The following is a 25,389-nucleotide window of genomic DNA, read 5'->3' as shown; positions in this document are numbered from 1 at the left end:
CTCCTCCCCCGGTACGGCGATCAGCCCAGTGCCCCGGCCGCCACCCTCAGGTCGGCGACCAGGCCGGCGTACGCGGCGTCCCGGTCGTCGGCGCGGAGCACCGCGGACGGGTGGATGGTGGCGACCAGCCGGGTAGGCGCGACCGACTCGCGTTCGCCGGTCGGCCCGACCGGTACCTTGGCGAAGTCCTCCGGCCGCTGTGCCGACTCGGGCCACGGCAGCAGTACGCCCCGGGACTGGGTGACCCGGAACGACGGTCCGAGCAGCGCCTTGGCCGCCGTCGCGCCGAGCACCACCACGACCTCGGGGTGCAGTCGGGCGAACTCGGCGACCAGCCAGGGCCGGCAGGCGACAATGTGCACCCGGTCGGGGGTCTTGTGCAGCCGGCGCTTGCCGCGCATCTCGAAGCGGAAGTGCTTGACCGCGTTGGTGATGTAGAGCTGTGTCGGGTCGATGCCGGCCTCGTCCACCGCGCGTCGCAGCAGGTGGCCGGCCGGCCCGACGAACGGCAGTCCCTTCTGGTCCTCCATGTCGCCGGGCTGCTCGCCGACGAAGACGACCCGGGCCCGCTCGTCGCCGCGGCCGAAGACCGTCTGGGTGGCGTCCCGGTACAGCTCGCAGCCCCGGCAGCCGCCGGCCGCCGCGCGCAACTCGGCCAGGCTGTCGGCATCGGGTGGGATGAACTCCTGCGCTCCGGGGGCGGTCTCCGTCTCAGGCATAGCGCATGTTCTACCCCGTACCCCACGGCTCACGCACTCCACGCGGCCGGCGTGGCGGTCGCAAGATTCTTTCAGGCACTCGGGGTGGGCGTCGTGGCGGGCGCGGCGGCCCGGGCCACCGCGTCGGCCAGTGGCGCGATGTCGGCGGCGGCGAGCGGGCTGACCGTGATCCGGATGCCCGGCCCGCTGGCCAACCGGAACAGCGCGCCGGGCGCCACCACGTAGCCGGCGTCGCGCAGCACCGCGACCGCCCGGGTCTCGTCGGGCACCGGCAACCAGACGTTGATCCCGGTACGTCCGTGCCCGGTCAACCCGCGCTCGGCGAGTGCGGCGCGCAGCGCGGCGATCCGGTCGGCGTAACTGGCCCGGGCCACCGCGATCCGCTCGGCGACCGCCGGATCCCGCCACAGCGCGAGCGTGAGCCGTTGCAGCAGGGTGGAAACCCAGCCGGAGCAGACCCTCAGCCGGCCCGCCACCCGGGCCACGGTCACCTCGTCCCCGGCGAGCACGGCGAGCCGCAGGTCCGGACCGTACGGCTTGCTGGCCGAACGGACGAAGGCCCAGTTCCGGGTGGTGCCGGCCAGGCTGTGCAGCGGCTCGACGGCCAGTTCGGCGGCGTGGTCGTCCTCGACCAGCAGTACGTCGGGGTGGTCGGCCAGTACCGCGCGCAGCGCCGCCGCACGCTCGGCGGTGACCGCCGCCCCGGTCGGGTTCTGTGCCCGGCTGGTCACCACCACCGCCCGGGCGCCGGCGGCCAGCACGGCGCGCAACCCGGCCGGGGTGGGGCCGGCGTCGTCGACCGGCATCGGCACCGCCCGCAGGCCGAGCGTGGCGACCAGGTCGATGGTGTTGGCCCAGCCCGGATCCTCGATCGCGACCGTGTCGCCCGGGCTCAGGTTGCTGACCAGCAGCCGTTCGATGCCGTCCGACGCGCCCCCGGTCACCGTCACCGCCTCGGCCGGCACCCCGTCGGCGGCCAGCCGTTCCCGAGCGACGTCGACGAGTTCCGGCAGTATCCCGCCGCCCCGGTAGTTGACCGAGGCACCGGTGGCGCCGGCCAGCGCGGCCAACTGTGGGCCGATCGGCGGGAGCAGCCGGGAGTCGGGTTCGCCGACCGACAGGTCGAGCGCGCCGGGTGGCGTGGGCAGCCGCAGCGCGGCGCGGCGGCCGGTGACCGGCGGCTTGGGGCGGATCCGGGTGCCGTGCCGGCCGGCGGTCTCCACCACCCCGCGCTGGCGCAGTCCCTGGTACGCCTTGGCGACCGTGGCCGGGCTGACCCCGAGCCGCTGCGCCAGGGTCCGGACGGCGGGCAGTGCGGCACCGGCCGGCAGCTCGCCGGTCCGGACCCCGGTTTCCACGCTGGCCGATATCTGGGCCGCCGTGGTGCCGACGATCTGATAATGTGCTGTCACAGTTCAGAGATTGTACTATAACAAAAGGGCGAGCGCGAGATGGCCGAGCACCAGCATCCGAACGATCCACCCGAGAGCTACCCGCAGACCCGGCGGACCACCGCCACCCGCGACCGGTCGAGGATGAGCTACCGACGGGACGCCGCACACGAGCTGCTCGACGAGGCGTACCACTGCCACCTGGGGTTCGTCGTGGACGGTGAGCCCCGACTCCTGCCCACCCTGCACGTCCGGGTCGGCGACACGCTCTACCTGCACGGCTCGACCGGCAGCCGGCCGCTGCTGGCCGCCCGGAGCGACACCGGGCTGCCGGTCTGCGTCGCGGTGACCCAGCTGGACGGGCTGGTCTACGGGCGCTCCCAGTTCCACCACAGCGCCAACTACCGCTCGCTGGTCGCGCACGGCACCGCACACCTGGTCGGCGACGAGTCGGAGCAGCGGAGGGTGCTCACCGCGCTGGTCGAGAAGGTCGGTCGGGGGCGCAGCGCCGACAGCCGCCCGCCGAGCCGCCGGGAGCTGGCCGAGACCGCCCTGCTGGCTCTGCCGCTGCGCGAGGTCTCGCTACGCACCCGCAGCGGCGGCGTACGCGACGAGCCCGCCGACCACGACCTGCCGCACTGGGCCGGGGTGCTGCCGCTGCGTACCGTCGCCGGGCGGCCCGAGCCGGACGTCGGGGTGACCGCCCCGCTGCCGGCGTACCTGCGCACCGACCGCTCCCGCTGGCACACCCCGGCGGCGATGGCCGGCACGCACGTCCGGCTCGAGCCACTGGCCGAGTCGCACGTCGACGCCCTGTACGCGGCGACCCGCGCGCCCGAGGTCTGGTCCCACCTGAGCGTCGTCCAGCCGCGCGACCCGGCCGGGATGGCCGAGATCGTCCGGACCGCCCTGGATGCGCACTGGCGGGGCGAGCGGGTGCCGTGGGTGCAGCTCGACGCGGCCACCGGCGAGGTGGTCGGGACCACCTCCTACTACGAGATCGACCCCGGGCACCGCCGCGTCGCGATCGGACACACCTGGCTGGGCCGGCCCTGGTGGCGCACCGGGGTGAACACCGAGGCGAAGCTGCTGCTGCTGGCCCGGGCCTTCGACGAACTCGGCGCGGAGCGGGTGGTCTGGCACACCGACATCCGCAACGAGCGGTCGCAGCGCGCCATCGAGCGGCTCGGCGCGACCCGGGAGGCGGTGCTCCGGCGACACCGGATCCGGCCGGACGGCTCGTGGCGGGACACCGTGCAGTACGTGATGCTCGCCGACGAGTGGCCGAAGGCACAGCTCAGGCTCCAGGAAAGGCTTCGACAGGCCGTGTCGGTGGGGCGATGATGACCGGCGTGCTGGGGATCACCGACATCTGGACGTACGTGCTGGGCACGGTCGCCATCATCCTGCTGCCCGGGCCGAACTCGCTCTACGTGCTCAGCACCGCCGCGAAGACCGGGGTACGTGCCGGCTACCGGGCGGCCGCCGGGGTCTTCCTCGGCGACGCGGTGCTGATGGTGCTCTCCGCCGCCGGGGTCGCCTCGCTGCTCAAGGCGTACCCGCCGATCTTCATGGTGATCAAGTACGCCGGCGCGGCCTACCTGGGCTACGTCGGGCTGACGATGCTCCGCGGGGCGTGGCGGCGCTGGCGTACCCGGCACGACCCGGCGGTCGCGCCACTGGTCGACACCCGGCCGGCGGCGGCGGACCGACCGTTCCGCCGGGCGGCGGTGATCAGCCTGCTGAACCCGAAGGCGATCCTCTTCTTCATCTCCTTCTTCATCCAGTTCGTCGATCCGACCTATCCCTACCCGGCACTGTCTTTCCTGCTGCTCGGCGCGATCGCCCAGGTCACCAGCGCGCTCTACCTGACCATGCTGATCTTCAGCGGCACGTTCCTGGCCGTACAGTTCCGCCGCCGCCGGCGGCTGGCCGCCGGCGCGACCACCGGGATCGGGGCACTCTTCCTCGGCTTCGGCATCAAGCTCGCCACCGCCAGCGCCGGCTGAGGTGGAAAGAAAGGGCCCCCGCTACAACGGAAAGCGATGAGAGGGGGCTCGTCCTTTCAGGTTCCGCTGCCGCCGCCGGAGCCGCCGGCTCCGCCCGCGCCGCCGCCGATGCCGCCCTCGCCACCGCCGATCGGGCGCAACCCCCGGTCCGGGTCGTGGCCCGCCGCCGGTGCGGCCCCCCGGGGCTCCTCGCCCGGCTGCCCGCTGTCCCGGGTGTTGGTGCCGGACGGGCCGGGGTGCGACCGGTCGGGGTCGGTCGGGCGGGGCGGCGGCGACGGGCTGCGTTCCGTACGGACCTGATAGCCGGCGGCGGTGGCCGAGTGCCGCTGTACGGCGTACCGGAGCCAACTGTCCACCACGGTGATCCAGTCCAGCTCGGCCGCGCCCCGGTGGGCCACCCGGAACCGGCTGAAGCTGAGGTGCCCGGCGCCGGCCAGCGCCACCCGGCGGTCCAGCGCGAAGAGCACCTCCACCCGGTACGGGTCGGTGAAGAACGACACCTCCAGTTCGCTGAACGGGCCACCGTACAGCGGTGCCGCCCAGTACGCGATCTTCTGGTGAAACGGCAGCCGCTGGTCGATCCCGGGCAGCCGCTCGGCGAGTAGCCCGACCTGGCGCAGTTCGAAGCCGAGCTCGGCCAGCGCGGCGAGCACGCCCTGTTGGGCGGGGAGCGGGTGCACGTACACCGGGCGCAGGTCGCCGCGGTCGAGCAGCGTGCTGACCGCGACCTCGGCCCGCAGTCCCATCCGCAGGTTGAGCAGGCAGTGCCCGTTGACCACCGTCACCGGCGTCTCCCAGGGCACCGGCACGCCGAAGTCGAGGATCCGGCGCTCGCCCGGCGCCAGCACGAACGCCCCGGCGGCGGCGGTCCGGTGGAACTCCACCGGCTGGTACTCCAGCTCGCCGCCGGCCGGCTCGACCCGGGTGACCAGGCCGAGGGTCACACCGTCGACGGTCACCGGCGACCCGCCGGCGGTGACGGTGACCCGACCGGGCAGCGACAGCCCCGGCCGGGTACTCGGATTGGTCAGCGTGGTCCGCACGGTCAGGCCCGCACCCGGCAGGAGTCCCCCGAAACCCACCGTCGCCCCCTCCCGCCGACGCAGCGGGTCGGCTGGTCGTCGACCCGGTCGCTCAACGCAGCCGGCGGCCCCGCGGAATCGGGTCGGTCTCGTCGTCGAACTCCCCGATGACCTCCTCCAGCAGGTCCTCCAACGCGACGAAGCCGACCGGTCGCCCGGCACCGGCACCGTTGCTGACCATTGCCAACTGCACCTGCTCGGCCTGCATCGCCGCCACCGCCTCGGTGACCGTCGCGGTCGCCTCCAGGGTGAACGGCTCGGTCATCAGCTCCCGCGCCGTCGCGGGCCGGCCGGCGGTGGTGGCCCGGACCGCCTCCCGGACGTGCACCAGCCCGGCCACCTCACCGGGCGTCTCGAAGACGGCCAGCCGGGACCGGCCGCTCGACCGGCACACCTCCTCGATCCGCTCCGCGGAGTCGTCCGGGCGTACCGAGACGATCGTCTCGACCGGCTCCATCACCTGGGCGACGGTGGTGCCCTGGAGTTCGAGCATGCTGGTCAGCATCTCGTGCTGGTCGGCGGCGAGCAGGCCGTGCTCGTGCGACTGCTGGAGCAGCATCCGCAGCTCCTCCGGCCCGTGTGCCACCGCCAACTGCTCCTCCGGGCGTACCCGGACCAGCCGCAGTGTCACGTTGGCGAGCCCGTTCAGCGCCGAGAGGATCGGCCGGGCCACCCGGGCGAACGCCCGGAACGGCAGCGCGAGCAGCACGGCCGACCGCTCCGGGTCGGTGATCGCCCACGACTTCGGCGCCATCTCGCCGACCACCAGGTGCAGGAAGGTGACCAGCGCGAGCGCGAAGACCAGCGCGATCACGTGGCTGGCCGCTTCGGGCAGGCCGACGGCATGCAGCAGTGGGCTGAGCAGGCGCTCGATCGCCGGTTCGGCGAGCGCGCCCAGGCCCAGGGTGCAGACGGTGATGCCGAACTGGGCGCCGGCCAGCATCAGGGTCAGCTCGCGTACTCCGTCCAGCGCGGCCCGGGCGGCCCGACCGCCGGAGGCCGCGGCCTGCTCCAACCGGTAACGCTTCGCGGCCAGCAGGGCGAACTCGGCGGCCACGAAGAAGGCGTTCAGCGCGAGCAGCAACACGGAGGCCAGCAACGCCCAGGTCGTACTCACCGGGTGCGCTCCGCTTCGCCCTGCGGCACCAGCACCCGGAGCCGGACCGAGTCGGCGACGTGCCGGTCGACCGCCAGCACCTCGACGTGGGCCCGGGGCAGGCTCGCCTCCTGATCCGGCTCGCCTTCGGCGGAGAGCCGGATCTCCAGCCGGTCGCCGACCTCGGGAATCCGGCCCAGCTCCCGCATCACCAGGCCGGAGAGGGTGTCGTACTCGGGGGCCTCGGGCAGGGTGATCCCGGTGCTGTCGGCGACCTCGTCGATCCGCCAGCGGGCCGGCACCACCCAGGAGCCGTCGGCCTGCCGGACCGGGGCCCGCTCGGGCGGGTCGTCCTCGTCCCGGATCGGCCCGACCAGCTCCTCGGCGATGTCCTCCAGGGTGATCACTCCGGCGAACCCGCCGTACTCGTCGACCACGCAGGCGAGCTGGCGGTGCCCGGCCCGGAGCCGGTCCAGCACCGTCGGCAGGGGCAGCGTCGCCGGCACCAGCAACGGGGGTACCGCGACCGCCCCGATCGGGGTGCTGGCCCGCTGCGCCGGCGGCACCCCGAGTACGTCGGCGATGCCGACCACTCCGACGAGGTCGTCCACGCCCTCGGTGCCGCGCACCGGGAAGCGCGAGTGCCCGGTGTCGAGCAGCTCGACCAGCCGGCTGAGCGGTTCGTCGGCCCGGACGGTGAACACGTCGACCCGGGGCACCATCGCCTCGGCGGCGGTGAGCTGCCGGAAGTCGAGACCCCGGTCGAGCAGGGTGGACATTTCGGCGTCGAGGTGCCCCTCCTCGCGCGACTCGGCGATGATCTGCTCCAGGTCCTCCGGCGTCGCCCCGCTGGGCAGCTCCTCCACCGGCTCGATGCCGACCCGGCGCAGCAGCCGGGTCGCGGCGGCGTCGAAGAGCCGGATCACCGGCCCGGCGACGGCCAGGTAGATCAGCGTGGAACGGCTCAGGGCGCGGGCCAGCGCCTCCGCCCGGACGATGGCGAGGTTCTTCGGGGCGAGTTCACCGAAGACCATCTGCACGACGGTGGCGATCACCAGGGCCAGCGCGACCGCGAGCGGGGTGCTGACCGCGGCCGAGACGCCCGCCGTGCCGAGCAGCTCGGCCAGGCCGTCACCGAGGTACGGCTCGGCGACGTAACCGACGAGCAGGGCGGTGACGGTGATCCCGAGCTGGGCTCCGGAGAGCATGAAGGAGAGCCGGCCGGTGACCGTGAGGGCGCGCTGCGCGGCGACGTCACCGTCGTCGGCAAGCTGGCGCAGTTTGCCCCGATCCACGGCGACATAACCGAATTCCTGGGCGACGAAATACCCGGTCGCCACGGTGAGCAGAACAATCAACAGGAGACCGAGCGCGATCAACACGGGGTACTCAGCGCTCCCCGTCGTCGCGGCTGGTGCGGAAGACGCCGGGTCCGACCCGGCTGGCTACAGCTGCCCTCCTGGACAGTTGAGTCGATCACCAGGCCATCCTACCCAGCCCCGCGGAACACCGCCCGGACAACCACCGCCGGCCCGGCCCCGAACAGAGCCGTTTTCCCGACCGTCGGCCGGGTAGAGACGCATGTCCCGATCCGTCCCGGTCGGTCCGGGAACTCACCGCGCGGCTGCCGGCCGGCAGCCGGGAAGGGAGGGCGCGTTGGGGCGGGAGTGGCGCAACTGGTCGGGGAGCCTCCGGTTCACCCCTCGGGAGTACGCCATGCCGGAGAGCGAGGACGCCGTCCGGGCACTCGTCGAACGGGCCCGGCAGACCTCGACCAAGCTGCGGCCGGTCGGCTCCGGTCACTCCTCCAGTCCCCTGGTCCGGACCGACGACGTACTCGTCAGCCTGGCCGCGCTGCCCCGGACCCTGCACCGGCACGACGATCTGCAACTGGCCACCGTCGGCGCCGGGGTGCCGCTCGGCGAACTGGGCAAGTCGCTCTACGAGGCCGGGCTCGCCATGGACAACCTGGGCGACGTCGACGTGCAGTCCATCGCCGGCGCCACCGCCACCGGTACGCACGGGACCGGGCTGCGCTTCGGAAACCTCTCCACCCAGGTCGCCGGGGTACGGCTGGTGACCGGCACCGGCGAGGTGCTGGAGATCTCCGGATCGCAGAACCCCGACCTGCTGCCGGCGGCGCGGCTCTCCCTCGGCGTGCTCGGCGTGGTGACCACGCTGACGCTACGACTCGCCCCCAGCTACGACCTGCGGCGGCGCAGTTGGTGCTCGTCGATCGCCTGGACCCTCGACCACCTGCACCAGTTGCAGCGGCAGAACCGGAACATGGACTTCTACTGGTATCCGCGCACCGACACCACCCAGATCCGCACCCTCAACCACCGCGGTGAGGAGCCGGAACTCACCCCGGTCGGCGAGCCCCGGATCGCCGAGTACGGCCCGAGCCACCAGGCCATCCCGCGGCACCGGGAGCTGCGGTTCGAGGAGATCGAGTACTCGATCCCGTCGGAGGCCTTCCACGCCTGCTTCACCGAGATCCGGCGCCGGATCCTGGACCGGCACCGCCGCGGGGTGGCCTGGCGGGTCCTGGTGCGCACCGTCGCCGCGGACGACATCTGGCTCAGTCCCGAATACGGCCGCACCAGCACGACGATCGCCTGCCTACAGAACAACTCCCTGCCGTACAGGGAGTACTTCGCCGACGTCGAGGCGGTGTTCCGGCAGCACGACGGCCGCCCGCACTGGGGCAAGAAGCACTCGCTGACCGCCCGGGCGCTGCGCGGCATCTATCCACGGTGGGACAGCTTCGAGGACGTCCGCCGCCGGCTCGACCCGGACGAGGTCTTCCTGACTCCCGACCTCGCCCGGCTGCTGAGGGACGGCTGATGGCGGCCGGGCTCGGCGGGCGGGTATGGGTGATCCCGGATGGCCGGATCCCGTTCCCGAGCAACGGTGCGGAACCGGAATTCACCAGCTTCGACCAGTTGTCCGTGCTGAACACCGGGGACGAGCCGGCCGAGCTGCGGATCACCGTCTACTACGAGGACCGGGAGCCGGTCGGCCCGTACCCGGTCACCGTCGGCGCGCGCCGGATCCGGCACGTACGCCTCAACGACCTGGTCGATCCCGAGGCGATCGTGCTGGGCCGGCGGTTCGGCTGCGTCGTCCGCTCGCCGGTCCCGGTCGTGGTGCAGTTCCTGCGCCAGGACACCCGGCTGCCCGGCGCCCTCGGGCTGACCGGCACGATCGCCTTTCCCGCCGACTCCTGAACCCCCACGACCAACCAACGTGCCGACTATGGCTTGTCGACCCATTGGACGTTGCTGGGTCGACGGCCGGTGCCCAGGAACTCGTGGGCCGCTTGCCGGGCCAGCCCCTCGGTGATCTCGCCGGGCTCGGCACCTTCGACGGTGAACCACGGGTCGGAGAAGACGTACTCGGCGTCACCGGCTGTCATGCCGGGTGGCGCGCCCGGCGGTACGGGTCCCCAACTGAGCAGTACGTCGCGCTCGTCCTCCCACACCAGCCCGGATCGCCCGCCGTCAAGGGTGACGTGCAGGGACCGGACTCCGTCCTCGCTGACCAGCGATACGCCGCTGGACGGCACCCGGTCCAACACGTCGTCGAGGTCGGTGGCACCGGTCACGGTGGTGCAGGTGTCATCGATCCACGCCTGGACGGGCGCGTTCACCGGCTGGCGGCGCGTCGTGGGATCACGCAGCCACTGCGGCACGACGGTGAGGCGGTTACCGACCAGATCGAGCCGGGTGAGCGCGGCCAGGGACCCCAGGGACTCCGGCAGCCGGGTGAGCTGGTTGTTGGTCAGATCCAGTCGGGTCAACGCCGTCAGGTCACCGAGCCACTCGGGCAGCGCCGACAGCTCGTTGTCAGTCAGGTCCAGCCAGGTGAGGGCGGTCAGGTTGCCGAGCGACTCCGGCAGCGTCGACAGCCGGTTACCGGAGAGGTCCAGCCAGGTGAGGGCGGTCAGGTTGCCGAGCGACTCCGGCAGCGTCGACAGCCGGTTACCGGAGAGGCCCAGCCAGGTCAGGCCGGTCAGGTTGCCGAGCGACTCCGGCAGCACGGTGAGCTGGTTGTTGCCCAGGCCCAGCTCGGTGAGGGCGGTCAGGTTCCCCAGCCATTCCGGTAGTGCCGACAGCTGATTGTCAACCAAGATCAACCTGGTCAGGCCGGTCAGCTCAGCCAACGACTCCGGCAGGGTTCCCAACGAGTGGCCGGACAAATCCAACGAGGACGCACCGCTGCGCCGTACCGCCTCGATCTGGTCGGCTGTCCCGTCCATCCATCCCCCCGCATCCTGCCGTCATCGACCGTCGCGGCCGGTTGTCAGGGCCGCGACGGCAGTGATCAGACCACGATCGCCACCCGAGTCGCCACCCCGCCGGACCGACCTGACCGGCCGGCGGCGCGCTCTGCTCCGCCCACCGCGCGGTCCTCCGCCAGGAGATCCGCCGGGGTGGCACACGTCGGACACCCTCCTTGATCACGCCCGGTCCTGGTCAGGGTGGTCGTCCGGGGGGCCGATCCGCTGCCCGGCCAGTTCGTCGGCGTCCAGCGACTCGCGGTGGATCCGCCCTGTCCGGTATGCGGCCCGGGCGATCATCTGGGCCGCGAGCGGCGCGGTGGTGAGCTGGAGCCCGCCGATCAGCGCCAGTGCGGCCAGGTCGGCGCCGTTGCGCAGGCTCACCGCGAGCGCCAGCAGGATCAGCAGGACGCCGAGCACCTGCGGTTTGGTCGCCGCGTGCATCCGGCTGAGCACGTCCGGGAGGCGGACCAGCCCGACTCCGGCGACGAGGCTCAGCAGCCCACCGGCGACCAGGAAGATCCCGACCAGCGCGTCGAGCACGACCTCGCCGTTCACGCCTCCTCCCCGGCGGCGAAGCGCACCAGGGCCACCGAGCCGACGAAGCCCAGGGCGCTGAGCCCGAGCAGGATCGACAGCGTGGTGGAATGCTTGTTGATCGCCGCCTCGGCACCGAGCGCCCCGATCATGATCGAGGTCAGCACCTCGGCGGCGACCACCCGGTCCAACAGCGCCGGGCCGCGTACGACGCGGGCCAGCGCCAGCGCCGCCGCGGTCGAGAGCAGGACGGCGACGACAACGGCGACGACGGTCATGATGGTCCTCCCGGTTCGGCGTTCCCAGTGGTCGGCGTGAGCAGCCGCAGTTCCGTCCCGGAACCGACGACGCGGACCAGTCGGGCCTCCAGGTCCAGGACGCGTTCCCGGCTCCGGTCCAGGTCCTCGGCGCCGCGCACGTCCAGCACGTGCACGTAGAGCGTTCCGGTCTCCCGGTCGGCCTCCACGATCAGCGTGCCGGGGAGCAGCGACAGCACCTCTGCGGTCAGTGCCAGGTTGAGGTCGGTGCGCACCCGCAGCCGGACGGCGACGATCGCGTTCCGGGGCCGCCCGGGCCGGAGCGCGACCCAGCTGACGTGCGCGCTGGCGACCACGAGTTCGACGACGAACCACCCGACGAACCTCGCCAGCGCCAGCGGCCGGAGCCGGCCCCCGAAGGTGACCCGGGGCAGCGGCAGGAAGACCAGGATCACCACGGCCACCAGCACGCCGCCGAGCAGGTTCCCGACGGTGAACCTGCCCCAGAGCAGGCTCCAGACCACGACCAGCCAGCCGACCGTGATCAGGTGGTCCCGCCAGCGCCGCCGTTCCGGAGCCCGGCGTCGCCGATCCGGAGCCGGGTGCCGCAGCGCCCGCCAGCGCCGCGGGTAACGGAGTCTGTGTCGCAACGTCGGCCAGCCCGGCACGACCCGGCGCGACGGGTCCCGGCCGGACACCCGGGCGTCGTCGGTCACGGCGGGCCACCCGGGAACACCGCCCGCACGTACGGGGCGCGTTCCCGCAGGTCGTCGGCGGCCTGGGCGCTGACCGCGAAGAGCGGGCCGGCCGCCACCGTCAGTCCCACCCCGAGCAGCACCAGGACGGTGGTGGCGCCGACCATCAGCCGGGGCAGCCGGGCCGACGCCTCGGGATCGGCGAGCCGGGGCGGGCGCCAGAACGCCAGACTCCACACCCTGGTCGTCGCGTAGAGGGTGAGCAGGCTGGTGGCGGTGCCGGCGACCACCAGCAGCCAGGGCAGCACCCCGCCGACCGACACCCCGGCCTGGAACAGCCCGAGCTTGCCGAGGAATCCGGAGAACGGCGGGATCCCGGAGAGGTTCAGCGCCGGCACCAGGAACAGCACCCCGAGCAGCGGGGCGACCCGGGCCAGCCCGCCGATCCGGTCCAGGTTGGTGCTGCCGGCCCGCCGATCGACCAGGCCGGCCGCCAGGAACAGGGTGGTCTGCACGGTGATGTGGTGCACGACGTAGAAGATCGCGGCGGTCAGGGCGGGCCCCGAGGCCAGCGCGACCCCGAAGAGCAGGTATCCGATGTGGCTGACCAGGGTGAACGACAGCAGCCGCTTGATGTCCGACTGCGCGATCGCGCCCAGGATGCCGACCAGCATGGTCAGCAGGGCCAGCACCAGCAGCAGGTCACCGACGCGGTTGTCGGGGAAGAGCAGCGTCTCGGTCCGGATGATCGCGTAGATGCCGACCTTGGTCAGCAGGCCGGCGAAGACCGCGGTGACCGGGGCCGGCGCGGTCGGATAGCTGTCCGGCAGCCAGGCCGCCAGCGGGAAGATCGCCGCCTTGATGGCGAAGGCGAGCAGCAGTACGCAGTGCAGCGCCAACCGCAGGCCGGCCGGCAGGTCGTCGAGCCGGCTCGCCAACTGGGCGAGGTTCAGGGTGCCGGTGGAGGCGTACACCAGACCGACCGCGACGAGGAAGATCAGCGACGACATCAGGCCGACCACGACGTAGGTGGCACCGGCCCGGATGCGTTCCTGGGTGCCGCCGAGGGTGAGCAGCACGTAGCTGGCCGCCAGCAGGATCTCGAAGCCGACGAAGAGGTTGAACAGGTCGCCGGTCAGGAAGGCGTTGGTCACGCCGGCCGTCATCACCAGGTAGGTGGGGTGGTAGATGACCACCGGCGTGCGCTCGCCGGGATCCGTCCGGGCCTCCCCGATCGAGTAGAGCAGCACGCAGAGCGTCACCGCCGCCGAGACCACCAGCATCAGCGCGGCCAACTGGTCGGCGACCAGGACGATGCCGAGCGGAGCCGGCCAACCGCCGACGTGCATCACCAACGGGCCGTACCAGTGCGCCTGCCAGAGCAGCATGCCCGCGACGACGAGGGTGACGACCAGGGCGGTGACGCTGGTCGTCCGCTGCGCGATCCGCCGGCGGGCCAGGACCAGGGCCAGCGCCGCGCCGAGCAACGGTACGACCACCGGCAGCGGTACCAGGTACGTCATGCCCGGCCCGCCTCGTCGTCCAGCCGGCGCGGCGCCGGCTCCGGGTCGACCTGCTCCGGGTCGGTGCCCACCGGCCCGCCGGACGGGGGCCAGGGTCCCTCGCCGGCGTTGTCGTCCGGACCGGCGAGTTCGCGCCGCTCGGCACGGCGGACGATCCGGCGGTCCTCCGGGTCGTCGCGTACCTCGTCGTGCCCGGTCAACTGCCAGCTCCGGTACGCCATCGCCAGGAGAAACGCGGTCAGGCCGAGGGTGATCACGACGGCGGTCAGCACCATCGCCTGAGCCAGTGGGTCGCTCATCTCCGCTTCCGGCGTGACCCCGACGATCGGTGCCCCGCCGGACCGGCTGCCGAGCAGGAGCAGCAGGTTGGTGCCGTTGCTCAACAGGAGCACCCCGATCAGCACCTGGCTGAGGCTGCGCTCCAACAGCAGGATGACCCCGCAGCCGAACAGCACCCCGACGACCAGTGCCTGTACCAGGTTCGGGGTCATCGCGGGTCCTCCGTGCCGCCCGGCCCGAGCCCGTGGGCCGACCCGGAGTCCGGTCCGGCGTCCGCCCCGTCCGGAGCCTCCGCCGCACCGGCTGCCGCACCCGCTGCAGCGTCCACACCCGTACGGGCTGCCGCTCGCTGCGCCGGACCGGCCGGCCGGTCCGTGCGCAGGCCCGTGCCCGGCTCGTCCACCACCTCGATCTGCCGGTCCACCTCGGCGCCGAGGCTGCGCAGGATGCCCAGCACGAGGCCGACCACGACCAGGTAGACGCCGATGTCGAAGAAGATCGAGGTGACCAGGTGCAGGTCGCCGACGAGCGGCAGCTTCGGCTTCAGCAGCGTGCTGCGCAACACCTCGCCGCCCGTGGTCACGGCCAGCAGGCCGGTGCCGACGGCCACGAAGAGGCCGACCCCGAGCACCACTCCGGCGTCGACCGGGGCCGCCTGGTCGAGTTCGTGCCGGCCACCGGCGAGGTAACGGACCGCGAGGGCCAGCCCGGCCACCAGGCCACCGGCAAAGCCGCCGCCGGGGGCGTTGTGGCCGGCGAAGAGCAGGAAGATGGAGAAGATCACCACCGTGTGGAAGATCAGCCGGACGACGACCTCGAAAACGATCGACCGGCGCCGGGTCCGCAGCGTCGACCCGGCCCGCAGCCAGACCCGCTCGGGGCCGGGCGGCGGCCTGAGGTCGTCCCGCCGGGGCCGGTCCGGACCGCGTCGCCGATGGAAGATCAGGCTCGCCACCCCGGTCGCCGCCACCACCAGCACGGATATCTCGCCCATGGTGTCCCAGGCCCGGATGTCCACCAGGGTCACGTTGACGACGTTGCGGCCGTACCCGAAGGAGTGCGCCGCCTCCGGGAATTCGGCCGAGATCGGCGGCGCCCGCCGGGCGCCGGTCGCGGCGACGGCGATCGCGGCGACCACCATCCCGACCGCCACCCCGAGAGCGACCCGGGCCCACCGGCTGCGCCGCAGCGGCCGGACGGAGAACCGGGCCGGCAGCCGGCGCAGCACCAACACGAAGATCACGATTGTGACGGTCTCCGACAGGAACTGGGCCACCCCCAGATCGGGCGCGCCGTGCAGCACGAACAGCATCGCGGTGCCGTAACCGGTGACGGCGGCCAGGATCACCGCGGTAAGCCGGCGCCGGGCCCGGACGGCCAGCACCGCGGCGATCCCGAGCACCACCCCGACGACGGCCTGCCGCGGGTGGTCCAGGGACCCGATCCGCCCCGTCCACGGGCCATCCGACAGCCCGGCGCCCAGCACGAGCACCAGGGCGACCAGGATGATGCCGAGGTACTGCGGCAGCGAACCGCGTTGCGTCGCACCGGTGACCGCCACGGCGACCCGGTCGAATCCCCGGCTCAGCACCTGGTAGGCGGTGTCCCCGTCGAACGGGGCCCGCAGCCGGGCCTGTACCGCGCCGACCGGAGCACGCAGCGCGAAGAGCAGCAGCCCAGCGACGAAGGCCAGCACCGACAGCCCCAGGACGAGGCCGGGGGCCGGCACGAACGTGAGCTGGTGCGCAACCTTCCCGAACATGTGGGGATACGGCGCGACTGTCTCACCGAGCGGCCCGGCCAGTACCCCGAGCACCAGCCCGGCGACCGCGAGCAGCGCCGCCGGGGCGAGCAGGACGGTCTCGACCGGGCGGGCCGGAGTCGGCTCCGCCCCGGACCGGCCGGCGAACGCACCCCAGACGAACCGGGCACTGTACGCGGTGGTCAGTACGGTGCCGAGCAGCAGCGCGGCGAGCAACGGCGGATCCGCGGTGAACGCACCGAGGATCGCCTCCTTGGCGACGAAGCCGAGCAGCGGCGGCACCCCGCCCATCGAGGCCGCGGCGAGTACGGCGGTCGCGCAGACCACCGGCATCCGCCGCCAGAGCCCGGAGAGCACCGTCAGGTCCCGGGTCCCGGCCCGCCGGTCGACGATCCCGACCACCAGGAACAGGGTCGCCTTGAACAGGGCATGCCCGAGCAGCATCGCGACGCCGGCGAGCGCGGCGTCCGGGGTGCCGGCACCGAAGACCACGACCAGCAGCCCGAGCTGGCTGACCGTGCCGTACGCCAGCAGCAGCTTCAGATCGACCTGGCGCAGTGCGGCCCAGCCGCCGGCCAGCATGGTGACGACCCCGGTCACGTAGATCACCGGTCGCCACGGCCCGACCTGCGCGTAGGCGGGGGCGAGCAGGGCGACCAGGTAGACACCGGCCTTCACCATCGCGGCGGCGTGCAGGTACGCGCTGACCGGAGTCGGCGCGGCCATCGCGGCCGGCAGCCAGAAGCTGGTGGGGAAGATCGCCGACTTGCTCAGCGCGCCGACCAGGATCAACACCACCGCGATCCCGAGGTACCCGCCGGGGGGCGGCGGTCGGGCAGCGATCTCCGACCACCGGTACGTGCCGGCGTGCTGGCCGAGCATGACGAAGCCGATCAGCATGACCAGGCCGCCCAGGGTGGTGACCAGCAGCGCCTGGTTGGCCGATCGCCGGCTGGCCTGCTGCTCCGGGTGGTGCGCGATCAGCAGGTACGAGAAGACGCTGGTCAGCTCCCAGCAGACGTAGAGCAGCAGCAGGTTGTCGGCGACCACCACTCCGAGCATGGCTCCGGCGAAGCCGACGAAGATCGCGGCGAACCGGCCGAGCCCGGGTTCGTCGGCGTCGAAGTAGCGGACGCAGTAGACCAGTACCAGCGCGCCGATCCCGCTGACCAGCAGCATCAGCAGCCAGGACGGGGTGGTGACCCGCAGCGCCAGTTCGAGGCCCAGTTTCGGCACCCAGGGGTACGCCTCGACGATCGCCTGCCCGTCCCGGACCGTGCCGGCGTAGCAGAGCGCCCACCCGAACGCGCTGGCCGGGACGGCCGCCAACGGCAGGAAGGCCCGGCGACCCCACCGGCGTACCAACGCGGGTGCCAGCGCCGCGGCCACCAGGTGCAGCGCCAGCAGCGTCAGCATGCGTACTCCAGGTATGTGTCGATATGGTCCGGCCCGGGGGACGTGGACTCAGACAGATCACACGCCAGACTCCGGCCCGACGCGCGGAATTGCCCGAAACCACCCGAGTGGGGTCAGAGTCGGCAATCATGCGGGCCAAGGCTGTCGAGTCAGCGGCCAGGCGGCGAGTCAGCGGCCAGGCGGGCGGGCCAGGCCGAACAATCGGTGGAGTTGGCCGTCTTCGGTGGCCAGTCGGCTTCGGTACGCGGGATCACCCGACGGTGCACGGCGAGTCGACGCCGTGGGTCGGGCCCTGATCGAGGATGGCCGGTGCCGTGCGGGACTGGAGGGTGGTACGGGCAGCGGTGCCGTCCGGGGCGTCTGACAGGGTCGGCACCGCCAGGTCGGCCCGGCCGAGCTGCCGGACGACCTGGTTGATCACATGTTGAGCGGTGGCGAGGGAGCGTCGGGGGAGCACCCGGCCGTGCGCCGCCCGGCGCAGCACCAGGGCGTGCACCGCGGCCCGGACCCGGGCCCGGTCCGCCGCGCTGGCGGTGGCGGTGGCGGCGACCAACTGGCGCAGGCAGTCGACGAGCCGCTCGGCAAGTTCGAGGTCGGCGCCGCGCAGGCCGGCCCGCGCCACGGTCAGATAGGCCTCGACCCGACGGGTCAGCACGTCCGTGGCGGCGGGGACATCGCGCGGAGCGCCGGTCATCCGTACCCCCTTGGCGCCGGGCTTGGGTTTCGGAAAAGTTACTGTACGTTGCACTTCATTCGCAAGCAGTTAAGTGAGACTTAGTCCCCATCTCAGGCGAAAACAACGATCAACCGGGCATGCGGACAACCGTTCCGGTGAACCTGTCGGACCGACCGGGCACCATGGGTCGGTGAGCGATGTGCTGGCGGCCTTCGGTGCGGCGACCCGGGAGTGGTTCGACGCGGCGTTCGCCGCACCCACTGACGCCCAGGCCGGGGCGTGGCGTGCGGTCGGTGCCGGCCACAACGCACTGGTGGTCGCCCCGACCGGCTCCGGCAAGACCCTCGCCGCGTTCCTCTGGTCACTGGACCGGCTCACTCGCGAGCCGGCCCCGGCCGACCCACGGCAGCGCTGCCGGGTGGTCTACGTCAGCCCGCTGAAGGCGCTCGCCGTCGACGTCGAGCGCAACCTGCGCGCCCCGCTCACCGGCATCCGGCACGCGGCGGCCCGGCTGGGTCTCCCGCCGCCGGAGATCACCGTCGGGATGCGCACCGGGGACACCCCGGCCGACGAGCGGCGGGCGTTCGCGCGTACGCCGCCGGACATTCTGATCACCACGCCGGAGTCACTCTTCCTGCTGCTCACCTCCGCCGCCCGGGACTCGCTGCGCGGCGTGCGGACCGTGATCGTGGACGAGGTGCACGCGGTCGCCGGCACCAAGCGCGGCGCCCACCTGGCGCTCTCCCTGGAACGGCTGGACGACCTGCTGCCCGCACCCGCGCAGCGGATCGGGCTCTCCGCGACGGTGCGCCCGATCGACGCCACCGCACGCTTCCTCGGCGGCGCCCGGGCGGTGACCGTCGTGCAGCCCGAAACCGCGAAGACCATCGAGGTCAGCGTGCAGGTGCCGGTCGAGGATATGACCCGGCTGGACGAGCAGGAGGCGCCGGAGGACGAGCTGGGCAATCCGCGCCGGGCGTCGATCTGGCCGGCGGTCGAGGAACGGGTCTACGACCTGGTCCGGTCGCACCGGTCGACCATCGTCTTCACCAACTCCAGGCGCAGCGCGGAGCGGCTCTGCGCCCGGCTCAACGAGCTGGCCGCCGACGAGGCCGAGCTGACTCCCCACCCGACCGACGGGATCGGGTTGCCCCGCGACCCGACCGACGGGGCCGGGCTGCCCGACCCGACCGACCGGGTTGGGGGCCGCCGCCCGGCGTTCGGCGACCGGGACAGGGGTGGTCGGACCGCGCCGGGTCGGCCGGCCGCGCCGCCCCGGCTGCCGGCGGAGATCATGGCACAGTCCGGCGCGGCGACCGGGGCGGCGCCGGTGATCGCCCGGGCACACCATGGCAGTGTGTCCCGGGAGGAGCGCCGGCACATCGAGGAGGCGCTCAAGTCCGGCCAGTTGCCGGCGGTGGTCGCCACCTCCAGCCTGGAACTCGGCATCGACATGGGCGCCGTCGACCTGGTGGTGCAGATCGAGGCCCCGCCGAGCGTCGCCGCCGGCCTGCAACGGGTCGGCCGGGCCGGGCACCAGGTCGGCGCGGTCTCCCGGGGGGTGGTCTTCCCCAAGCACCGGGGCGACCTGCTCTCCTGCGCCGTGGTGGCCGAACGGATGACCGACGGTGCCATCGAGGAACTGCACTATCCACGCAATCCGCTGGACGTGCTCGCCCAGCAGATCGTCGCGATGGTCGCCCTCGACGAGTGGCGGGTCGCCGACCTCACCGCGCTGGTACGCCGCGCCGCGCCCTTCGCCGAGCTGCCCGACTCGGCCCTGCACGCCGTGCTCGACATGCTCTCCGGGCGCTATCCCTCCACCGCCTTCGCCGAACTGCGCCCCCGGCTGGTCTGGGACCGGGCCGCCGACGTGCTCACCGGCAGACCCGGGGCGCAGCGGCTGGCGGTGACCAGCGGCGGCACCATCCCCGACCGGGGACTGTTCGGGGTCTTCCTTGCCGGTGCCGCGACCACTCCGGATCACGGCGCGGTGTCAGGCGGGCCGAGCCGGCGTGGTCGTAGGGCGGCCAGGGTGGGTGAGCTGGACGAGGAGATGGTCTACGAGTCCCGGGTCGGCGACGTCTTCCTGCTCGGTTCGTCGTCCTGGCGGATCGAGGACATCACCCCGGACCGGGTGCTGGTCTCGCCCGCACCCGGTCAGGCGGCTCGGATGCCGTTCTGGAAGGGCGACCAGCTCGGCCGGCCGGTCGAGCTGGGCCGGGCGCTCGGCAGCCGGCTGCGCGGACTGGTCCGCGCCGACGACGAGGCGGCCCGGGCGGCGCTGCGCTCCGGCGGCTTGGACGACTGGGCGGCCGGCAACCTGGTGGCGTACGTGCGCGATCAGCAGGCCGCCACCCGGGCGGTGCCGGACGACCGGACGGTGCTGGTGGAGCGCTTCCGCGACGAGCTGGGCGACTGGCGGCTCGCCGTGCACTGCGTGCTCGGCGCCCGGGTCAACGGGCCCTGGGCGCTGGCCATCGCCCGCCGGCTCACCGAGCGGTACGGCGTCGACGCCCAGGTGGTCCCCTCCGACGACGGCATCGTCGTCCGGCTGCCCGACACCGCCGACGATCCGCCCGGCGCCGAACTGGTGACCTTCGACCCCGACGAGATCGCGGCCCTGGTCGAGGAGTCGGTGGGTGGGTCGGCCCTGTTCGCCGCCCGGTTCCGGGAGTGCGCCGCCCGCGCCCTGCTGCTGCCGCGCCGCGACCCGCGCCGCCGTCAGCCGCTCTGGCAGCAGCGCCAGCGGGCCGCCCAACTGCTCGACGTCGCCCGGGAGTACGCCGACTTCCCGATCACCCTGGAGGCGGCCCGGGAGTGCCTCCAGGATGTCTTCGACCTGCCCGGCCTGGTGGCGCTGATGCGGGAGGTGGCCGCCCGCAAGGTCCGGCTGGTCGAGGTGGAGACGCCCCGGCCGTCACCGTTCGCCCGCTCGTTGCTCGTCGGTTACGTCGGCGCGTTCCTCTACGAGGGCGACGCCCCGCTGGCCGAACGACGGGCCGCCGCGCTGGCGCTCGACTCGGCCCTGCTCGGCGAGCTGCTCGGCCGGGTCGACCTGCGGGAGCTGCTCGACCCGGCGGTGGTGGCCGAGACCGAGCGGCAGTTGCGCTGGCTGACCGAGCAGCGCCGCCCCAGGGACGCCGAGGACGCGGTCGAGCTGCTGCGGCTGCTCGGCGACCTCTCCGACGCCGAACTGGCCGAGCGTGGGGTCGCACCGGAGTGGCTGACCGGGCTGGCGGCGGCCCGGCGGATCCTCCGGGTCCGGGTCGCCGGGCAGGAGCGCTGGATCGGTGTCGAGGACGCCGGTCGCTATCGGGACGCGCTCGGGGTGGCCCTGCCGGTGGGGGTGGCGCAGGCGTACCTCGAACCGGTGGCCGACCCGCTCGGCGATCTCGTCGCCCGGTATGCCCGGACGCACGGCCCCTTCGCCGCGACCACCTGCGCGGCCCGGTTCGGGCTCGGGGTCTTCGTGGTGGAGCAGACGCTGCGTCGGCTCGGGGCCGACGGGCGGGTGGTCTCCGGCGAGTTCTCGCCGACCGGCGCCGGACCGGAGTGGTGCGATGCCGAGGTACTGCGCCTGTTGCGCCGCCGCTCCCTGGCCGCGCTGCGCCGGGAGATCGAGCCGGTGCCGGCCCGGGCGCTGGCCACCTTCCTGCCCCGCTGGCAGCAGGTCGGTGCGGCGGCCCGGGGCGTGGAGGCGGTCGCCGCCGTGGTGGAGCAGTTGCAGGGGGCTGCGGTGCCGGCGTCCGCGTTGGAGAGTCTGGTCCTGCCCGCCAGGGTCGCCGACTACTCCCCCGGCTATCTCGACGAACTGTGCGCCAGCGGCGAGGTGGTGTGGGCGGGTTCCGGCGCGATCGGCCGGGGCGACGGCTGGATCACCCTGACGTACGCGGACAGCGCCGCCCTACTGCTGCCGCCGCCGGACGAGACGCTGGCGCTGACCCCGCTGCACGAGGCGGTGTTGGCGGCGCTCGCCGACGGACAGGCGCTCTTCTTCCGGTCACTGGCCGAACGGGTCGCCGCCGGCGAACGGGGCGCCGCCGCAAGCGAACGGGGCGCCGGCTGGGCTGCCGGTCCGGTCGACGACGCGACGCTGGTCGGGGTGGTGTGGGAGCTGGTCTGGGCCGGCTGGCTGACCAACGACACCCTCGGGCCGCTGCGCGCCGTACTCGGCGGCGGTGGTGCGCACCGGCCGCGTACCGGTGCGCCCCGGACCCGCTACCGGCGGCCGGGTCGCCCGGCGCTGCCGGCCCGGGGCGGGCCGCCGACGGTCGCCGGGCGCTGGTCCCGACTCCCCGAGCGGGACACCGACCCGACCCGCCGGACCGCCGCACTCGCCGACGTGTTGCTGGAGCGGCACGGGGTGGTGACCCGGGGAGCGGTCGTCGCCGAGGGGGTGGCCGGGGGCTTCGCCGGCGTCTACCCGGTGCTCTCCGCTCTGGAGGAGCGCGGGGCGGCCCGCCGTGGCTACTTCGTCGAAGGGCTGGGCGCGGCCCAGTTCGCGGTACCCGGCGCGGTGGACCGGCTGCGGGCGCTCGCCGATCCGGAGGAGTTGCGCCGCCGGGTCGGTGGGGCCCGGGTGCTGGCCGCCACCGACCCGGCCAACCCGTACGGCGCCGCGCTGCCCTGGCCGGCCCGGGTGATCGACTCCGGCGACGCCACGGTCGACCCCGCCGGCGGCTCGGCCGGCACGGCGACCGGGCACCGGGCCGGGCGTAAGGCGGGTGCGCTGGTGGTACTGGTCGACGGTGCGCTGGTGCTCTACGTCGAGCGCGGCGGCCGGACCCTGCTCTCGTTCACCGACGACAGCGCTGCGCTGACCGCCGCCGCCCAGGCGCTGGCCTCGGCGGTCGCCTCCGGGGCGCTCGGCGCGCTGGCGGTGGAACGCGCCGACGGCGGTTCGGTGCACGCCTCGCCGCTGCGCGCCGCGCTGACCGACGCCGGCTTCCGGACGACGCCGCGCGGGCTACGGCTGCGCGGCTGATCCGAACCGGTCGGCCAACCAACCCGCCCCAGGCACCATGCGCACGGCCCGCGGTGGGCCTCACGCCTCAACCTAATAGTTGACACTGACTATTCATTACCGGATAGTCGGAGCTGACTATCAGCTGTGCCGCACGAGACAGAGGAGGCAGCACCCGGATGCCCACCGCACAGACCAGCCCCGACACCCCCGTCCGGCTATCCGCGCGACACACCGTGACCAAGCGGCTCGGCCACTGGACGACCAGCCGCGAGTTCGAGGTGCGCGCCCACCGTGGCGTCGCCGTGCTCGATTTGCGGTCGCCGCGGATCCCGGCCGGCGACCTCCGGATCACCGCCGACCTGGCGCACGCCACCCTCACGCTGCTCGTCCCGGACGACGCCGTGATCACCGACTGGGACCTGTCCCGGACCGGCCGGTCCCGGGTCACGGATCCGGAACGGCCGAAGGCGGCCGGAGGCCGGCGGATCGTGCTCACCGGAGCACTCCGGCACGCCGACGTCCGGATCCGCCGCAGCGGCCTCGCCGTGCTGACCGCGATGCTCTCCCGGGAATACTGGGTCGACCTGCGGCGGGCGCACCGCGAGGGCCGGCCGCCCGGAGTGGCCGACCCGGCGCACTCCGGCTAACCGCCGCGCAGCCCACGCGGGCCGTGCGCCCGGCCCGCGTCCCGACGCGGAGACGTAGATGACCACGAAGCGCAAGGTCGGCAACCTGCTCGGGCTCGCCGTGCTCTCCTACCTGAGCCAGCGACCGATGCACCCCTACGAGCTGAGCCGGATGCTGCGCGACAACGGTGACGATCGCAGCATCAAATTCACCCACGGCTCGCTCTACATGGTGGTCCAGCAGCTCGTCCGGGCCGGCTTCATCACGGCCCGGGAGACCAACCGCGAGGGACAGCGTCCGGAACGGACGGTCTACGCGCTGACCGACCCGGGCCGAGCCGAGTTACGCGACTGGCTGCACGAACTCGTCGAGCAGCCCCGACACGAATATCCGCAGTTCGTGGCCGCGCTCTCGCTGATCGGGGCGCTGCCGCCCAGTGACGTGTCCGCCTTGCTGCGCCGCCGGCTGGACCGGCTCGCCGCGCGGCGGGCCGAGATCCGTGCCGTGGTCGACGGGGCGCTGGCCCAGGGCGTACCGGGGCTGTTCCTGGTCGAGGAGGACTACCGGCTCGCGCTGCTGGAGGCGGAGTCGGCGTTCGTCGAACGCCTTCTCGACCGGATCACCGATCCGGAGACCGACTGGGTTCGGCTGTGGGCCGACTTCCACGGCCGGTCGGCCCCGTGAACGAGAACCCCGGGCACGACACCCCGGAAACGAGCACCCGGCGGGGGCACGGGGCCCCACCGGGAGAGGAACGGAAGAGGAGACCATGGCGCGGACCCGTACCGCACTGGTCATCGGCGGCGGCATCGCCGGTCCGGTGGCCGGGATGGCACTGCACAAGGCCGGCATCGAGGCCACGGTCTACGAGGCCCACCAGGGCACCGCCGACGGGATCGGTGGCGGACTGAGCATCGCGCCCAACGGGCTGACCGCGCTCGGCGTACTCGACGCCGACCAGGCGGTCAGCCGGGTCGGCGTGCCGATGGCGGCGATGGTGATCCAGAGTTGGACCGGCCGACGGCTGGCCGAGTTCAGCTCGCCGCCGGGCCTGCCGGGCACGCGGTTCGTCTGGCGGCCCGACCTCTACCGGGCGCTCTACGCCGAGGCGGCCGGTCGGGGCGTGCGGATCGAGCACGGCCGCCGGCTGGTCGACCTCACCGAGACCGCCGACGCGGTGACCGCGCACTTCTCCGACGGTACGCGGGCCAGCGCCGACATCCTGATCGGTGCCGACGGCCTCCGCTCCAGCACCCGTTCGCTGATCGATCCGGCGGCTCCCCGCCCCCGTTACAGCGGCCTACTCAGCTTCGGCGCCCAGATGGCGAGCACCGGGCTGCCGGATACCGGCGACCGGATGCACATGGTCTTCGGCAAGCGCGCCTTCTTCGGCTACCAGATTCTCGACGACGGCAGCGGCGGCTGGTTCGTCAACCTTCCGCGCCAGGCCCCGATGACCACCGCGCAGGCACGGCAGACCAGCCCACAGCGCTGGCTGGAGGTGCTGCGTGAGGCGTTCGCCGACGACACCCGTACCCCGGCGCCGGAGCTGCTGCACCGGACCACACCGGAGGAGTTGCTGGTGATCGGGCCGATGGAGGACCTGCCGACGGTACCGACCTGGAGCCGGGGCCGGTCGGTGCTGATCGGCGACGCCGCGCACGCGCCCTCCAGCAGTTCGGGCCAGGGAGCCTCACTCGCCGTGGAGAGCGCCGTGCAGCTCGCCCGCTGCCTGCGTGACCTGCCGCACCCCGAGGCGTTCGCCGCGTACGAGCGGCTGCGCCGAGCCCGGGTGGAGCGGGTCATCGCGATGGGTGCACGTACCAACCGGGACAAGGCGGCCGGCCCGGTCGGGCGGGTGCTGCGGGACCTGCTGATGCCGCTGGCCATGCGGTTGGTCAAGCCGGAGCGGATGGCCTGGCAGTTCGACCACCGGATCGTCTGGGACGAGCCGGTCACCGCGGTGGCCGGGCCGGTACGCCGGACCCGGTCGACCCGCTGGGGACGGGGTAACGGGTGACCCCCTCGGCTGACTTTTCTCCGAGGTTAGGCTAACCTAACGGCGCCGC

At 73.3% G+C, this 25,389-nt stretch carries 20 protein-coding genes and 1 pseudogene; 8 read left to right on the top strand and 13 right to left on the bottom strand.

What is annotated here, in order from left to right; all coding sequences use genetic code 11:
* Nucleotides 1–20: 20 nt before the first annotated feature.
* Entirely contained in the window at nucleotides 21–719 is a 699-nt protein-coding gene (locus ABNF97_RS17450; protein WP_349339149.1) for a UdgX family uracil-DNA binding protein, read from the bottom strand.
* Nucleotides 720–790: 71 nt separating this feature from the next.
* Nucleotides 791–2,131 carry an aminotransferase class I/II-fold pyridoxal phosphate-dependent enzyme gene (locus ABNF97_RS17445; RefSeq protein ID WP_130464196.1) on the bottom strand — a complete coding sequence of 447 codons (1,341 nt, stop codon included), beginning with the start codon at nucleotides 2,129–2,131 and terminating at the stop codon, nucleotides 791–793.
* A gap of 39 nt (nucleotides 2,132–2,170) precedes the next feature.
* Here ABNF97_RS17445 and ABNF97_RS17440 point away from each other — a divergent pair, with 39 nt between their 5' ends.
* A complete protein-coding gene (locus ABNF97_RS17440) occupies nucleotides 2,171–3,454 on the top strand; it encodes a GNAT family N-acetyltransferase (RefSeq protein ID WP_130464197.1) in 1,284 nt (427 codons plus the stop codon).
* Nucleotides 3,451–4,119, top strand: coding sequence for a leucine efflux protein LeuE (leuE, locus tag ABNF97_RS17435; protein ID WP_130464198.1), 669 nt, complete (start codon nucleotides 3,451–3,453; stop codon nucleotides 4,117–4,119). Before ABNF97_RS17440 ends, leuE begins: the two co-directional genes overlap by 4 nt.
* Nucleotides 4,120–4,175: 56 nt before the next feature.
* Here the strand turns inward: leuE and ABNF97_RS17430 are convergent, their stop codons facing one another.
* The 3 genes from ABNF97_RS17430 to ABNF97_RS17420 are packed head-to-tail and all read right to left on the bottom strand — an operon-like array spanning nucleotide 4,176 to nucleotide 7,679.
* Nucleotides 4,176–5,201 (bottom strand): sporulation protein, encoded by a 1,026-nt coding sequence (locus tag ABNF97_RS17430; RefSeq protein ID WP_165436829.1) that lies wholly within the window; start codon nucleotides 5,199–5,201, stop codon nucleotides 4,176–4,178.
* A 52-nt stretch (nucleotides 5,202–5,253) separates the two neighbouring features.
* Complete coding sequence (locus ABNF97_RS17425) at nucleotides 5,254–6,318, bottom strand: hemolysin family protein (protein ID WP_349339148.1); 1,065 nt, start codon at nucleotides 6,316–6,318, stop codon at nucleotides 5,254–5,256.
* On the bottom strand, nucleotides 6,315–7,679 hold the full coding sequence (locus ABNF97_RS17420) for a CNNM domain-containing protein (protein ID WP_130464201.1): 1,365 nt from the start codon (nucleotides 7,677–7,679) through the stop codon (nucleotides 6,315–6,317). The genes ABNF97_RS17425 and ABNF97_RS17420 overlap by 4 nt, the downstream gene beginning before the upstream one ends.
* A 274-nt stretch (nucleotides 7,680–7,953) precedes the next feature.
* Between ABNF97_RS17420 and ABNF97_RS17415 the strand changes: the two genes are divergently transcribed.
* Together ABNF97_RS17415 and ABNF97_RS17410 are read left to right on the top strand one after the other, a co-directional pair.
* Nucleotides 7,954–9,144 carry a D-arabinono-1,4-lactone oxidase gene (locus tag ABNF97_RS17415; protein ID WP_349339147.1) on the top strand — a complete coding sequence of 397 codons (1,191 nt, stop codon included), beginning with the start codon at nucleotides 7,954–7,956 and terminating at the stop codon, nucleotides 9,142–9,144.
* Nucleotides 9,144–9,527 (top strand): sensory rhodopsin transducer, encoded by a 384-nt coding sequence (locus tag ABNF97_RS17410; RefSeq protein ID WP_130464203.1) that lies wholly within the window; start codon nucleotides 9,144–9,146, stop codon nucleotides 9,525–9,527. Before ABNF97_RS17415 ends, ABNF97_RS17410 begins: the two co-directional genes overlap by 1 nt.
* A 26-nt stretch (nucleotides 9,528–9,553) precedes the next feature.
* Here the strand turns inward: ABNF97_RS17410 and ABNF97_RS17405 are convergent, their stop codons facing one another.
* From ABNF97_RS17405 to ABNF97_RS17370, 8 genes and pseudogenes are all read right to left on the bottom strand, one after another.
* Nucleotides 9,554–10,558 (bottom strand): Imm1 family immunity protein, encoded by a 1,005-nt coding sequence (locus tag ABNF97_RS17405; RefSeq protein ID WP_130464204.1) that lies wholly within the window; start codon nucleotides 10,556–10,558, stop codon nucleotides 9,554–9,556.
* A gap of 201 nt (nucleotides 10,559–10,759) precedes the next feature.
* Nucleotides 10,760–11,137, bottom strand: coding sequence for a monovalent cation/H(+) antiporter subunit G (mnhG, locus tag ABNF97_RS17400; RefSeq protein WP_349339146.1), 378 nt, complete (start codon nucleotides 11,135–11,137; stop codon nucleotides 10,760–10,762).
* On the bottom strand, nucleotides 11,134–11,394 hold the full coding sequence (locus ABNF97_RS17395) for a monovalent cation/H+ antiporter complex subunit F (protein ID WP_130464205.1): 261 nt from the start codon (nucleotides 11,392–11,394) through the stop codon (nucleotides 11,134–11,136). The genes mnhG and ABNF97_RS17395 overlap by 4 nt, the downstream gene beginning before the upstream one ends.
* Entirely contained in the window at nucleotides 11,391–12,089 is a 699-nt protein-coding gene (locus ABNF97_RS17390) for a Na+/H+ antiporter subunit E (protein WP_349339145.1), read from the bottom strand. The genes ABNF97_RS17395 and ABNF97_RS17390 overlap by 4 nt, the downstream gene beginning before the upstream one ends.
* Nucleotides 12,086–13,591: a Na+/H+ antiporter subunit D gene (locus tag ABNF97_RS17385; protein ID WP_130464206.1), complete on the bottom strand. Its 1,506-nt coding sequence runs from the start codon at nucleotides 13,589–13,591 to the stop codon at nucleotides 12,086–12,088. The genes ABNF97_RS17390 and ABNF97_RS17385 overlap by 4 nt, the downstream gene beginning before the upstream one ends.
* Nucleotides 13,588–14,082 carry a Na(+)/H(+) antiporter subunit C gene (locus tag ABNF97_RS17380; RefSeq protein ID WP_130464207.1) on the bottom strand — a complete coding sequence of 165 codons (495 nt, stop codon included), beginning with the start codon at nucleotides 14,080–14,082 and terminating at the stop codon, nucleotides 13,588–13,590. The genes ABNF97_RS17385 and ABNF97_RS17380 overlap by 4 nt, the downstream gene beginning before the upstream one ends.
* Nucleotides 14,079–17,048 carry a Na+/H+ antiporter subunit A gene (locus tag ABNF97_RS17375; RefSeq protein ID WP_349339144.1) on the bottom strand — a complete coding sequence of 990 codons (2,970 nt, stop codon included), beginning with the start codon at nucleotides 17,046–17,048 and terminating at the stop codon, nucleotides 14,079–14,081. The genes ABNF97_RS17380 and ABNF97_RS17375 overlap by 4 nt, the downstream gene beginning before the upstream one ends.
* Nucleotides 17,049–17,382: 334 nt before the next feature.
* A pseudogene (locus tag ABNF97_RS17370) lies at nucleotides 17,383–17,742 on the bottom strand (hypothetical protein); the annotation flags it as partial.
* 172 nt (nucleotides 17,743–17,914) lie between these two features.
* On the opposite strand from ABNF97_RS17370, the gene ABNF97_RS17365 reads away from it, so the two are divergent.
* From ABNF97_RS17365 to ABNF97_RS17350, 4 genes are all read left to right on the top strand, one after another.
* Nucleotides 17,915–22,711: an Lhr family helicase gene (locus tag ABNF97_RS17365; protein ID WP_349339143.1), complete on the top strand. Its 4,797-nt coding sequence runs from the start codon at nucleotides 17,915–17,917 to the stop codon at nucleotides 22,709–22,711.
* Nucleotides 22,712–22,869: 158 nt separating this feature from the next.
* Nucleotides 22,870–23,340 carry a hypothetical protein gene (locus ABNF97_RS17360; RefSeq protein WP_130464211.1) on the top strand — a complete coding sequence of 157 codons (471 nt, stop codon included), beginning with the start codon at nucleotides 22,870–22,872 and terminating at the stop codon, nucleotides 23,338–23,340.
* Nucleotides 23,341–23,398: 58 nt separating this feature from the next.
* Nucleotides 23,399–24,004, top strand: a complete 606-nt coding sequence (locus ABNF97_RS17355) for a helix-turn-helix transcriptional regulator (protein WP_130464212.1) — start codon at nucleotides 23,399–23,401, stop codon at nucleotides 24,002–24,004.
* An 85-nt stretch (nucleotides 24,005–24,089) separates the two neighbouring features.
* Nucleotides 24,090–25,340 (top strand): FAD-dependent oxidoreductase, encoded by a 1,251-nt coding sequence (locus ABNF97_RS17350; protein WP_349339142.1) that lies wholly within the window; start codon nucleotides 24,090–24,092, stop codon nucleotides 25,338–25,340.
* Nucleotides 25,341–25,389 lie beyond the last annotated feature (49 nt).

The organism is Plantactinospora sp. B6F1, from assembly GCF_040120695.1.
GTDB lineage: Bacteria > Actinomycetota > Actinomycetes > Mycobacteriales > Micromonosporaceae > Plantactinospora.
The sequence above is the reverse complement of the archived record's forward strand: the minus strand, read 5'-3'. Positions and strand labels throughout refer to the sequence as shown.